Here is a 14,270-nt window from a genome sequence, read left to right as displayed (position 1 = left end):
CAGCTATCACCTCCTGCTAAACAATATCTAGTTCCTCAAATTGACTAAGAATTTTAATATCTTGTGTCACGCTAACAAAAGCCTTAGGATCGACTTCTTTCATAATTTGATCTAAAATTTCCATTTCATAAGTGGTAATAATTAAAATCAAAATAGTTTGTGTTTCTTGATTATAGGCACCTAATGCATGGGGAATAATTGTAATCCCACGACTAAGTTTTTCTTGCAAAGCAGGAATTACTTCATTTGGTTTTTGCGTAATGATTGTTACCTGTACTTTTTTATGTTTCACATAAACCAAATCAGTCACTTTGCCACTAACGAAAATGGACAGTACACTATAAAACGCATACGGCCAGCCAAATAAATACCCAGCAATTAAAACAATAATGCCGTTTAAAATAATGGAAATAACGCCAATACTGCGCCCGGTCATTTGTCTGATTGTGATAATTAACGCATCCATTCCACCTGTTGAAAGACCATATTTTAAAGCTAAGCCTAATGAAAAACCATTAATGGCCCCGCCAAATATCGCACAAATAATAGGATCTGTTGTCAGCGTCGTGCTTGGGACAATGTGTATTGCAAAAGAAGCCGCCGATACACAAAGAATGGTATATAACACAAATTTGCGATTGATTTTAAACCATGCCAAAATGAACATCGGGACGTTTAAAAGGTAATAAATAATGGAAATGGGCAACGCAATCTGATTTTTGGCAAAGACGGTTGCCAAAATCTGGGCAATCCCAGTAAGTCCTCCTGCATAAATATTCCCTGGCTGCCAAAAGATATTCAGCGCCAAGGAATATAAGAAGGCATAAATTAAGATAACCGTTAATTTTGTCACCATATCTTGCCAGATTTCTCTTTTCTTGAAGTGTGTCATGACTTACATAACATTCCTTTTTTATAAAGTGAAGTATCTACTAACGGATTAAACACTTTCAAACTGGCCTATGACAACATTAGTTAAATTGTAAATCCAATGCAACTTTGTTTTCGACTTCTTTTAAGAAGTCGCCATTTTCTAAAACAGCCGTTGCTTTGTTCAATTCATCGTACATTTCAATATCTTTATCGTGTTCAATAAAGGAAACTTCGCGTCTAAAAGCATCATAGGCAGCTTTTGTTCCTTTTCCAAGGCCACTTTGATAGCCTTTAATATCCAATGCTTGACAGGCAGCCATAATTTCTGTGGCTACGACGCGACGAGAATTTTTGACAATTTCTAAAGCTGTGCGAGCTGCTGTTGTCCCCATGCTGACAAAGTCTTCTTGATTTTCACAAGATGGAATAGAATCCACACTTGCTGGATGTGCCAAAATTTTATTTTCAGAAACTAAAGACGCACACGCATATTGCGTAATCATAAATCCAGAATTTAGCCCCGGGTGTTTCACTAAGAAAGATGGCAGTTTGCTTAACTGACGATTCACTAGACGCTCTACGCGACGTTCTGAAACGTTCCCGATTTCTGCTGCGGCAATTCCTAGGAAATCAAAGGGTTGGGCCAATGGTTCCCCATGGAAATTCCCCCCTGAAATAACTTCGCCGTTTCTAGTAATAATCGGATTGTCTGTCACGGAATTAATTTCAATTTCTACTTTTTCTTTCACATATGCAATCGAGTCTTTACTTGCGCCATGAATTTGTGGCATACAACGCAAGGTATACGGATCTTGTACATGGTCTGGGGTTGCTTGTGTGATATATTGGCTGTCTGCAATTAAGCGGCGAATATTACGGGCCGTTGCCAATTGTCCACTTTGCGGACGAATCGTATGCAAATCTTCTTCAAAAGGACTCGAAATGCCATCATGAACTTCTAAAGAAAGCGCTCCGGCGATATCTGAAAGTTTTAATAATTGGATCGCATCATAGGTGGCTAACGCACCGACAGCATTTAAAACCGTTGTCCCGTTAATAAAAGCCAACCCTTCTTTAGCACTGAGTTGAATAATTTCTAGTCCAGCTTTTTCCATTGCTTCTTTACCAGAATATAAAACACCGTTGTAATAAGCTTTTCCTAGTCCTAATAACGGTAAAACCATGTGTGCTAATGGTGCCAAGTCACCAGATGCCCCCAGTGAACCTTTTTCTGGAATATGTGGGTGTACCCCAGCATTTAACATGGCTAATAAACTTTCAACGGTACTTAAGCGAATTCCTGAATACCCTTTAATTAATGAGTTTACCCGAATTAACATAATGGCCCGCACGATGTCTTCAGAAAACGGATCGCCATAACCAGAAGAGTGGGTACGAATCAAATTTTCTTGCAACTGCACGGTATCGTCTTTTGAAATGCTGACGTTACACAATGAGCCAAAACCAGTATTCACACCGTAAACAACACGCCTTTCTTCAACGATTTTGTCAACGATTTTACGGGATTCAATCACCGCTTCTTTGGCACTTTCGGCAATTTCACAGCGTACATGATGCCGTGCAACTGCGATAACGTCTTCTAATGTTAAACTTGCACCATCCAAAACAATTACAGCAGATTTATCAAAATTTTGTGTTTGATCTTTCATTAAAGTATTCATCATTTTCCCTCACTTTTTAATCTCTTGGTTTGATTGAATTTTCCAAGCCAAGACAAACTTAATTTGCTTGTTTCATTTTATTTTTGTTCAAAATGACATATAAGATACTCGCCACAACAACGCCAACAACACCGGCTACTAAGTTGATTGGATTTGCCGCGGCTACCATCCAAATACTAACGATAATCGAAATTATTGGTATTACCGGACCAAAAGGTAATTTGAATGCTGGGACATTGTCCATGTCTTTTTTTCGTAACCAAATAACAGCCAATGCGGTTGGAATATATTGGAAGAAACGAAAGACAACAGATAATTCTGCCAACTGCTCAAAAGAGCCGCTTAACAAAAAGGCAATCGTTAATAATCCAGAAAAAATAATGGCGATAATAGGTGCATTCTTTTTATTTTTCTTAGCAATAACTTTTGGTAACAAGCCCTCATCGGCAATAGAAGCACCGTAACGAGGAATCATTAAGGAATCCCCCATGTTTAAGCCTGCAATAGAAATTAAAGCACCGATGGAAATAATCCATTTACCTGCTGGTCCAATCATTTTGACAAAAGCATCTTGAACTGGTGCATTACTTTGTAAGATGCCTGTTCCAAGCATCGCAATTGTACCGGCAATAATCATAAAATAAAGCAATGAAACAATACTGATAGAACCAATAATGGCTTTTGGTACGTTTTTTTTGGCGTTTCGCATTTCACCTGCAACCACTGGCAAAGCTTCAAAACCGATAAAAGCATAAAAAACAGTAAGCGAGGTGGAAGCCATCGCTTTTGATAGCGTTAAATCTGGATTTAATTGCAAAAATGGTGTGAAATTGCCACCATTAATCCCACTTTTAATAAAGAAAATTGCAATCAACGTAAACGCAATAATCGGAATTAATTTTGCAATTGTAATAACGATGGTAAAAATTTTGGAGGTTTTGATCCCCATGCTATTGATAACTGATAGAAAAATGACAAGACAAATGCTGATTAACGTATTTTTCCCTTCTAAAGCTGGAAAAGTCTGAATTAATAACTTGGCAAAACCAGCCGCCATCGCAGCCCAGGCGATAATGGTTACAAACCAGCCTAGAACACCCACATTAAAGCCGATAAAATCACCAAAAGCTGTTTTTGAATACTGGAATGCACCGCCATTTTTATTAAAATAGCCCGCAACTTCGGCAAAGCATACGGCCAACATCAAAACCAAGACGGCATCTAGTAACATGGCGACTAATGAAGCGGGTCCTAAATCTTGGTAGATTGTACGGGGCAAAAGAAAAATTCCCGAACCAATCACGGCATTAATACCATATAAAGTAGCTCCGCCCAAACTAAACTTTGCATTCTCATTTTCTGCCAGTTCAGCGGAATCAACGTCTTTCACATCCGAAACTTCTGGGATTTCTACGTCTTTTTGCATTTTATTCACCTCTTATTTTATATTTTTAAAGCGCTTTCAATTAGGTAAAAAAAACTACTTTGAATCACATCTGATTTAGATAGGGAGATAAAAACTCCCTATCTAATCTTCCAATAGCTAGAACAAACCGGTAATATTACCTTTTGCGTCGACATCAATTCTTTCGGCAGCAGGAGATTTCGGTAAACCTGGCATTGTCATCACCGCTCCTGTCAAAGCTACGATAAAGCCCGCACCAGCAGAAACTTTTAAATTGCGAATGGTCACTGTAAAGTCTTTTGGTGCCCCGATTAATGTAGCATCATCAGAAAAGGAATATTGTGTTTTGGCCATACATATTGGATAATTTCCAAAACCAAGTCGTTCTAATTCCTTTAGTCCTTTTTTCGCACTTGGAGCTAGTTCTACACCTTTGCCGCCATATACTTTTTGCACAATTTTATTTAATTTGTCCTCAATAGAATCTTCTAAATCATAAACATAACTGAAATGATTAGGCTCCTCTGCTAATGCGACAACTTTTTCTGCTAATTCTTTACCACCTTCACTTCCTTTGCCCCAGACATCAGATAAGACAACGGAGACGCCTAATTTTTCACAGGCTTCTTCTACTGCTGCTATTTCTGCTGGTGTGTCTGTTGGAAACTTGTTGATTGCAACAACTGTTGGCATCCCATAAACTTCCGTAATATTTTTCAAGTGCTTAGCTAAATTGGGAATTCCATCCATTACTGCAGCGACATTTTCAGTGCCTAATTCATTCTTTTTAACACCACCATGCATTTTTAAAGCACGAATCGTAGCAACTAAAACGACAGCATCTGGTTTTAAATTAGCTAAACGGCATTTAATATCAATAAATTTTTCTGCTCCAAGATCTGCCCCAAAACCAGCTTCTGTTACGGCATAATCTGCGTATTTTAACGCCAATTTTGTTGCTAATACACTGTTACAACCATGAGCGATATTTGCAAATGGACCACCATGAATAAAGGCTGGTGCATGTTCTAAGGTTTGGACGATATTAGGTTGAATAGCATCTTTTAATAATGCGGTTAAAGCGCCTTCAGCTTTTAAATCTCCTGCGGTGACAGGTTCACCGTCAAAATTATATGCCACAATAATGTTACGCAATTTGTTTTTCAAGTCGGTAATATCATTTGCCAAACATAAAATAGCCATAATTTCAGAAGCTACGGTAATATCAAAGCCATCTTCCCGAGGAACACCGTTTACGCGACCTTGCAAGCCGTCGACGATGTGTCGTAATTGTCGATCATTCATATCAACAACGCGTTTCCATGTAATCTTACGCGAGTCGATTTGTAACGTGTTTCCTTGATGAATATGATTGTCCAATAAAGCTGCTAATAAATTATTGGCTGCACCAATGGCATGAAAATCTCCGGTAAAATGTAAATTGATGTCTTCCATTGGGACTACTTGGGCATAGCCCCCACCAGCAGCACCACCTTTTACACCAAAAACTGGTCCTAAAGAAGGCTCCCGTAAAGCAATCACAGCTTTTTTTCCAATTGCAGTTAAAGCGTCGACTAATCCCACGGATGTTGTTGTTTTCCCTTCACCAGCTGGGGTAGGTGTAATCGCCGTTACTAAAATTAATTTGCCGTTGTCTTTTCCATCTAATTCTTTAATATTGCTGATTTTTGCTTTGTATTTGCCATAAAGGGACAAATCTTCTTTATCGATACCAATTGACTCGGCAATTTCTTCAATTGGTTTCATGGTGACTGAATTGGCAATCTCGATATCTGATAAGACCATGTAAAAACTTCCTTTCTTCAAACAAAATTTAAGCATCAAATAATTTCAATGATTTTTTGATAAATTGTATCTGCTAATGTACTGCCTTTGGTGACCAACTCTTTTCCATCGCGTTTGTATTGCAAAACAAAAGCATCATCTTCAATGCTTGAAAGATTAATCAAAACATTTAGCCAAGCTCCTTGTAAGGCTGCTTTTAAATTTAGTGCGGCTACACCTAGATCACTCGCTGCATTAGTATTTGACTTCCCGATAGCTTTTTGTGTGAGCTCTAGTGCGGCAACAATTTTTTCCATCATTTTAAATGGTGTCATTGCAGCGCCTTGCAGTGCATTTTGCATTGCTTTTTGGCGTTCTTTTTTTTCTTCTTCGGTATTTTTTGGCATTTCAAAAACAGCCGAAACCTGATTAAAAGCGACAGTATCTTCATCAATCGCCACTAGCAATTCCTCTTGCAACACTGCAGCTTTTTCTTGTAAATCTTTCATCTCTACTTCAAATTCCGCATATTTCTTTTTGCCAATTGTCAGTTCTGTCACCATTTTTGTTAGTGCAATTCCTTGGGCCGCTGCTAAAGCCGAAGCAGAACCGCCTCCTGGTGCTGGTGCATTAGAACCTAAGATTTTCACAAATTCATTTAGTTGCATCTCAACGAGTTTCATAGTAATCCTCCTAATTTAGTAAATGATTTTCTAAAACTTGTTTATCATAATCAAATTCTTCAATTTGTAAGTAATAATCTGCGCAATCAATCAAGGCTTTAGCTGGAGTTAAGCCAATTACTTCACTGCCAATAATTGAAACACCATAGCGTTTTGCTTCAAAGCGAATGGTTTCAAAAACACGATATAACGGAGTTTTTTCAAAATTCACCATGTTCATAGATACTTGGGCAATGTTACGCCCTTCTAACATGACGCCAATTCCTTTACAATATTTCCAACCACCAGAAGATCCGCGGACAATTTTCGCGATTTTATTGGCGATTTCAATATTATCAGTGTCAAGGTTAACATTAAAAGCCACTAGCGGCATTCTTGCTCCCACAGCAGTTACACCCGCAGTAGGATGAATTTTGCGTTCGCCAAAATCAGGCGCCCACTGCTCTTCCAATAATTTTTCTGGCATTTTTTCAAACTGTCCTTTACGAACTTTTGCTAAATTCTTTCGCTCAGGGGTCGTAGCAGAATCTTCATATAAGAAAATAGGAATGTGTAATTCTTCGTTAATTCGTTTGGCAACCTCTTTAGAAATCGTGATACATTCTGCCATCGTTACGTCTTTAATTGGTACAAAAGGCACAACATCGGTGGCTCCCATTCGAGGATGTTCTCCGTGATGTTTTGTCATATCAATGTTTTCGCTGGCGAATTTCACCAATTGAAACGCAACTTCTTGAATACCTTTTTCATCCCCTACTAAAGTAAAAACACTACGATTATGAGAGGAATCAGAAGAGTAGTCCAATAATGTAACCCCGCTAACATTTTTGGCAGTCTTCACCAGACCTTCAATTACGCTTTGATCTCGACCTTCACTAAAGTTTGGAATACATTCAATTAATTTTGCCATGGTAAAACGCTCCTTCTTATATAATTTGAACGAATTTACGTTCATTTATTCTTTTGTTACTTTACTGCCCTATGCTCAACTTAACACATGTTATTTTTCCTACTTTATCTTTTATTATCACAAGATTTTTGACACCGCTTTCATTTGCCAAAATCAGCTTATCACTCTTTCAAACTGCTTGCAAATATCGCTAAAACACGCTTTTTATAATTTTTTCATAAAAGTCAGAGCTGTTTTTTTTATTGAAAACAGCCAAACTATTCAATCTTATTTTTTGTCATTTTTTTCATTTGACCTTTTTTTGACTGTCTTTTTTAAACTAAAGTTAGCGTGTGCTCAATCCAACTGCTTAAAGCAGTCACAAACCTAAAGAATATTTTGAGACATCCCTGTTTCATCCTTTTGTCCAACCGCTGTTATTTATGCTCTTTGTACAGAAGTTTTAAAAAGGATACTTGTGAAAAAGCAAAATATAAAACTTTACTTGTCTTTGTTAAAAAAGCGTTTTGACGTTTAATAGTCGTTAAGTGGCGTTTTTTATATAGTAAGATTAAAAAAAACTAATTATTTTCCTGCAAATTTTTTTATTTATAACAAACTTTAGCCATTAAAGAAGGTGTCATTTATGCAAAAACTTATCTTATTAATTGACTTTGGTAGCACATATACAAAACTAACGTTAGTTGATCCTAACAAAAGACTGATTGTTAATACAGTCAGTTTGCCTACCACTAGCCAAACCGACCTCATGCTTTGCTATCAAAAAGGAAAAGCGGCTGTCTTAAAAGATATAGAACAGACTAGTGTGCGTGACGTTGAAGAATATTTTTGTTCTTCTGCTTGGGGTGGTTTCAAAATGGTTGCAATTGGATTAACGCAAAGTTTAACGACAGAAGCGGCTAAAAGAGCAGCTTTAGGTGCAGGAAGTCGTATTTTGAAAACATTTTGTTACCGTCTCACCCCAGCAAATATCCACGAAATTTACCAGTTAAGACCTGATGTCGTTTTATTAACAGGTGGTTCCAATGGCGGTAATCACGAAATTATTTGTCAAAACGCCAAATTACTCACACAGCTACCACCAAGTATCGCAATTATCGTCGCTGGAAATGAAGCGGCTTATAACAAATTGGCGGTAATTTTGAAGCAAAGGAAAAATATCTATTTTACTGAAAATGTCATGCCTCAAGTTAACACCTTAAATCCAGTCCCTGTACGTCAAGTAGCGCAAAATGTTTTTTTAAAAAAAATTACCCAATCAAAAGGGATTCAACAAGTTGCCACCCACAGCAACGCACCAATTATTCCCACTCCTACTGCTGTTTTAGCTGCTGCTAAACTTTTGAAAGAAGGGACTCTTACTACTTCTGGTTTTGGGGATTTAATCATTTTAGATATTGGCGGGGCCACGACAGATGTTCACTCAGTCGGCCAAGGATTGCCCAAAGCTGACAATGTTTTTTTTGAGGGCCTGGCCGAACCTTATTTAAAACGGACCGTTGAAGGAGACTTAGGTATGCGTTCTTCGGCTGAAAGTCTACTCGCACAAATATTTACCAGTACCGCGGTAAAAAAAGAACTTTTACCAACAGATAGCGCTGCCTTAAAAGCAGCTTGTCAGTATCGCTGTACCCACCCGATTTTTGTACCAAAAACTGACCGGGAAATCTATTACGATCAATTTCTCGCCCAAGCTGCTGCCGCATTTGCCTTAAAACGCCATGCTGGAAATAAAAGCGCACTCCAAACGCCAAATCGGACCGTTTATTATCAACAAGGAAAAGACTTGCAACAATTTAAAACCCTAATTGCAACAGGCGGTGTGGTGGTTTACAGCCAAAATCCTAAAGCTATTTTGCAAACAGAACTTTTGGAAAACGGCAGCGCCCTATTACCTGTTCACCCAAATTTGTATCTAGACCAAGATTACTTACTCGCTGCGATGGGACTTTTAAGCCAACATTATCCAGAAGTTGCCCTTACCATTTTGAAAAAAAGATTACGGCAACTTTAGCTCCTTTTTCCCTGTCATGTATCTGGAAATTTTCTCTGCCAAAAGGATTCTTACAGATGAAATTTACTTCAGTTGTAAGAATCCCTTTGCTGTTTATTCTAACCTTCATCCTTTATGAAAAGACAAAAACAGATAGCAAAAGCTATCTGTTTCATCGTTTTTACATCCTTTAATCCTTCTGATCTTTGATGCCCTAAAAAATCATATTATAAGTGTGATATTTCTTTTCTTCCCTTATCTGGAAATGTTTCCTTTAGTAATTGCAATTCGTAACGATCCCGATACTGACTAAGATTTTCCATCGCTTTAGTCAAATAATAGGACAAATCTTCTGTCAAAAGATGATCCAATTGTATATTTTTTATACCTGTGTTTAAACACTGTTCTTTTACCAACGCTTTAATGAAATAAACCAGTCCACTATCTCGCGGATTTGCTAATTGATTTTGATAGCTAATCGTTTTTTCAATATAGTCTACTACTTTAAGATAGTCTTGTTTATGCAAATAAATCAAGGTTAAATAGGCATTGAGTTGGACACGTTTCCAAAGCGAAGACGTTACTTCAAATAATTTATTTGCCTTTAAAAAATAGCTTTCTGCTTGATCGTAGTCTTTTTTTGCATATAAGGTAATCCCCATATCTACATAAAAAATAGCCAGACTTGTCATCAAATTATTACCTTCACATAGATTAATCGCCTTTTGTTCCAATTTAATTGATTGGTCATAATTGGAGCGTAACCGTTGAATTTCAGCTAGATAATCATATGCCGCTGCAATATTACTATTGTATTTTTCATCAAAACGATTGGCAATATTAAAAATCGTAATTGATTCTTGAAATAGGGATTCTGCTTGATCTAAATCGCCAATCATTAAGTGATACAAGCCTTTTAATCGCAATAAAATCCCAATTGATTCATTGTTGTTCGCACTGATGGCAACTTCCATTGCCAAATCGATATAATGAGCCATATCTGTCGCATTATCAGTTTGAATATAATAATAAATCATCTGGCGATAGCCGCGCAATAAATCTGTGGTGAGATGGAAATCTTTGGCTTTGACAATGACACGTTGAATATTTTCCAAGCCTTGATTGTAATCACCACAATTTATAAAGTAACGTCCTTCCAAATAAAGAAATTTCACCAGTAACAATTGATACGTACTATCTTGGGCGTATTGTGTTTCAATTTCTTTTAGTCTGGCCCCAATCTCTTTAAATTTCTCTAACTCATTAGGGTCTGCTTTTCGGACACTTTCTTGTGAGGACAAGTGTTCCTGATGATAAATAGGAAATAATTCGTGTTGAATACGTAAAAAGGCTTGATGGTGAGACAATTCATAATCCAATGACTTTAACTCTTGATGCGCATGGCGATAGTGATACCCAATCGCTGCTAATAATTCACTGTTTTCTGTGGCTTCATTTAACTTCTGTTCCAATAAAATGGCAATTTTTTCGTGAATCACGCGCAATTTCATCGCAGATTGTTGTGCATAAATGTATTGTTTCATTTTTTTATGATGAAAACTAAAGCAAACTTCGTCGAGGTAAACATTTTCTTTCAACAATCCTTGTTTATTCAAATTATCTAAAGCTGCATAAATTTCAGTAGTGCCTGCTGTCACCAATTTTGTTAATAAACTCATGGGAGCAACTTTTTGAAAGAAAGAAATGAAATCCACTAACTCCGATTCTAAAGGCGTTAAGTTCACAAATTGTAAACTTAATTCATCTTTTATTTTGGGTGTTAAAATATCCAGTGTATTACTTTCTTGTAGCTGTTTTAAATATTCATTGATATATAATGGTACCCCTTCTGATTCTTTTACAATAAAATCCAGCGTTGTCGCTTGAAAATCGTAATCGGGTAGTTGTTTTTCACAAAAAGCACGTACCTCAAAGTCTTTAAACGGCAATAATTCCAGGGTTATGATTTTTTCATAATGCCGTACACTTGCGATAAAATCATAAATTTCTTTGCGATACCCTGTTTGCAGCGTCAGCACAAAAATAATGTCGCGGTGTGGATTATGCAAAATTAAACTAGTTAACAATTGAAGACTGGCTTTATCCATCCACTGTAAATTTTCAATAAAAATAACGACCGGTTGTTTTTTACCTAGTTGTTGCAAAGCTTCTGAGATACTTTGTGCTAAAAAATTGAGTTTAGAAAGTGACATTTCTTCTATTAGTTGTTGGCCTTTTAAATCTTTGAAAAATGGAAATTGGCGACTAAACGTCTCTTCCCATTGGGTAACATCTACCATTTTTTCTTGCTGCAAAACCGTCACCAATTGTTGCAGTAATTCGCGAAAAGGACGTAAAAAATGATTTTGTTCTGCTTTGTAACAAGTGACTTTAAAGCATTCATAGGAATATTGAATGTTTTCCAACACTAATTGACAAAGTGCCGATTTCCCTACACCTAAATCCCCTGTAATTAATAGGGATTGAAATGGTTTTTTTTGTTTTAAATTGGCTAAATTTAACTCCAGACGCTCCACTTCATTGGCTCGGTCATAAAAATGATAAGCTCTTTTTTTTCGTTGTTCTCCTTGTTTTTGGTTCGCAATTTTCAAAGTTTCCTGATAAAGCTGTTTTGTTTCTTCACCTGGTTCAATGCCCAGTTCAACTTTTAGAATTTCAGCGAGTTCATAATAAGTTTCAATGGCTTTACCATTCCGCTGGTTTTCAATATAAAAGCGCATCAACAATTGATAGTTTCGCTCATCAAATTCATCAATGGCAATTAACTTACGAATGTTTTTTTCCACATCTGCTACTGCATGAAATGAAATATCCTCAGCAACTTTTTGATAACAAGATTCAATAAATTGATGTTCATACATATTACGCATTTTGGCTAACCAGGCATCAAATAAATCGGAATCTTTTAAATAAAAACCTTTCAAAAATTCGTCTCGATATTCTTCTAAATGCGTATAGGCATCTTCTTCAAACCGGTAAGTATCACTTTCAACAGTCACATCACAGTTGAAAGTTAAAATTGTTTTATTGGGCGATACAATAAACTCGCCACCCATTCCGCGATTGGCCTGATAAATAGTATTCCGTAAATTCTTTTTGGCACTTTTTTCGTCTTTACTGGGCCATAAAATACCTGCTATCTCATCTCGACTAATCTGCTTATTAACCACCATGTAATACAATAAGGCATTAATTTTTGAAAAGGAAAAGATTTTAGTCTCACCATCTACTTTAATAGTCGGTGTTCCTAGTAATTCAAACGATAATGTATGTGGCATAGTGTTACCTTCTTTCAACCAGTATTGCCATAATTGTCCAACCTTATTTTAAAGGAAGTGACATCAGAAAGATACCGCTTTCAAAAAAATTAAAAAGTGCTGCATAAAAAACTCTCAAACTCTAAGAATAGAATTTGAGAGAACAACGAAGAAGCCGACTATTATTTGACGCTGTATTGCCGCTGTGAAATAACTAAATTACCTGCCTTATAAACAGCTTCCACTAAATTTGTCGCAAAAAAGTATAACGGAAAATCAATATTAGGTGCATCAAAAATTGCAATATCGGCATTTTTCCCTTTATCAAAGCTACCGATTGTATCTGCTCTACAAACAGAATAAGCTGCATTAATGGTAACGGCATTAAATACTTGAATAGGCGTTAATTTTTGCATAAAGCATCCCAGTTGCATAATGAACTGTAAATTTGCCGTCGGACAACTTCCTGGATTACTATCGGTGGTTAAGGTGATTGCCATTCCGTGATCAATCATTTTTTTAGCTGGGGCATACGTATCTTCCATTAAACTAAAAGTAGTGGCTGGCAATAAATTGCCAATAACGTGAGCTTCACTTAATTTTTTGATGCCTTCATCGGTAATCATCATTAGATGTTCTGCACTAACAGCTCCTAATTTTGCTGCCACGTCCACTCCGCCAATCGTAGCAATCTCATCGGCGTGGATTCGCAATTTAAAGCCCATATCTTTTGCAGCTTGCAATAGTTTTTCAGATTCTTGGGCTGTGAAGACGCCTTTTTCACAGAAAATATCACAGAACTCTGCTAAATTCTCTGCTTTTACTTTCGGCAACATATCATGAATAATAAAATCGATAAATTCACTTGCGCGACCTTTGTACTCCGCTGGGATAGCGTGAGCACCCATAAAGGTAGAGACCAAATCTACCGCGTGTTCTTCATTTAGTTTTTTAACAACTTGCAGTTGCTTTTCTTCGGTTTCCCAATTTAAACCATACCCACTTTTGGCTTCTACTGTGGTCACCCCGTGAATGAGCATTTTATCCAGCAACGCAGCAGATTTATCATAAAGCTCTTTGAAAGAAGCTTTTCTTGTCGCTTCCACAGTACTTAAAATACCTCCGCCTTGTGCTAAAATATCTAAATAAGCCACCCCGTTTAACTTTTGTGAAAATTCATGTTCGCGACTGCCCCCATAAACCAAATGGGTATGGCAATCAATCAAGCCCGGTGTCGCTAATTTTCCGGTATAATCAATAATTTCTGTTTCCTCATCAATAAGTGCTTCGTCGGGATCGCCTTTTGCTACAGCTAAAATTTTCCCATCTTTAATTGCAATATAGCCATCTTCTATAATCACAGCTTCACTCATTTGTTCGCCGCGTAAAGGAATTCCTTGATCAATTGGACAAAAAATCTGACTAAAATTTTTAAGAATTTTATCTGCTTTCATATTTTCTTCTCCTTTATATCTTATTCGTACTTCTAGTATAAAAAAATATAGTCAAATAGGAGTCAAACACGAGATTACTTTTAGCAAAAAACTTTTTGATAAAAATTTTTAATCGATAGACGCTTTGTTGACACCGCTCACATATACTAAAAAGCGTAAAAGCTTTGAAATCATTTCATTCATTCACACCACGAGAATACAAAGGAG

General features: G+C 36.9%; 9 protein-coding genes. 1 reads left to right on the top strand and 8 read right to left on the bottom strand.

The genetic code is table 11. The features are described from left to right. Positions 1-16: 16 nt before the first annotated feature. The 6 genes from EsVE80_RS00500 to ftcD form a co-directional block, all read right to left on the bottom strand. Entirely contained in the window at positions 17-892 is an 876-nt protein-coding gene (locus EsVE80_RS00500; protein WP_173101977.1) for a YitT family protein, read from the bottom strand. A gap of 79 nt (positions 893-971) precedes the next feature. Further along, positions 972-2,555, bottom strand: coding sequence for a histidine ammonia-lyase (hutH, locus tag EsVE80_RS00495; RefSeq protein ID WP_232061302.1), 1,584 nt, complete (start codon positions 2,553-2,555; stop codon positions 972-974). A gap of 58 nt (positions 2,556-2,613) precedes the next feature. Then, on the bottom strand, positions 2,614-3,981 hold the full coding sequence (locus tag EsVE80_RS00490) for an APC family permease (protein WP_232061233.1): 1,368 nt from the start codon (positions 3,979-3,981) through the stop codon (positions 2,614-2,616). Between the two features lie 117 nt (positions 3,982-4,098). Beyond that, positions 4,099-5,766 (bottom strand): formate--tetrahydrofolate ligase, encoded by a 1,668-nt coding sequence (locus EsVE80_RS00485; RefSeq protein WP_173101976.1) that lies wholly within the window; start codon positions 5,764-5,766, stop codon positions 4,099-4,101. Between the two features lie 35 nt (positions 5,767-5,801). After that, positions 5,802-6,428: a cyclodeaminase/cyclohydrolase family protein gene (locus EsVE80_RS00480; RefSeq protein WP_173101975.1), complete on the bottom strand. Its 627-nt coding sequence runs from the start codon at positions 6,426-6,428 to the stop codon at positions 5,802-5,804. Positions 6,429-6,438: 10 nt separating this feature from the next. Then, a complete protein-coding gene (gene ftcD / locus EsVE80_RS00475; protein WP_173101974.1) occupies positions 6,439-7,338 on the bottom strand; it encodes a glutamate formimidoyltransferase in 900 nt (299 codons plus the stop codon). A 625-nt stretch (positions 7,339-7,963) separates the two neighbouring features. Between ftcD and glmL the strand changes: the two genes are divergently transcribed. Beyond that, positions 7,964-9,352, top strand: coding sequence for a methylaspartate mutase accessory protein GlmL (gene glmL / locus EsVE80_RS00470; RefSeq protein ID WP_173101973.1), 1,389 nt, complete (start codon positions 7,964-7,966; stop codon positions 9,350-9,352). A 206-nt stretch (positions 9,353-9,558) separates the two neighbouring features. Here the strand turns inward: glmL and EsVE80_RS00465 are convergent, their stop codons facing one another. Both EsVE80_RS00465 and hutI read right to left on the bottom strand, forming a co-directional pair. Then, positions 9,559-12,630 carry an AAA family ATPase gene (locus EsVE80_RS00465; protein ID WP_173101972.1) on the bottom strand — a complete coding sequence of 1,024 codons (3,072 nt, stop codon included), beginning with the start codon at positions 12,628-12,630 and terminating at the stop codon, positions 9,559-9,561. A 161-nt stretch (positions 12,631-12,791) separates the two neighbouring features. Next, positions 12,792-14,063 (bottom strand): imidazolonepropionase, encoded by a 1,272-nt coding sequence (hutI, locus tag EsVE80_RS00460; RefSeq protein ID WP_173101971.1) that lies wholly within the window; start codon positions 14,061-14,063, stop codon positions 12,792-12,794. Between the last annotated feature and the right edge of the window lie 207 nt (positions 14,064-14,270).

Origin of the sequence: Enterococcus saigonensis, from assembly GCF_011397115.1 — a bacterium.
GTDB classification, from domain to species: Bacteria; Bacillota; Bacilli; order Lactobacillales; family Enterococcaceae; genus Enterococcus_C; species Enterococcus_C saigonensis.
Note: the sequence above shows the minus strand (reverse complement) of the source record. Positions and strands in the feature narration are given on the sequence as shown.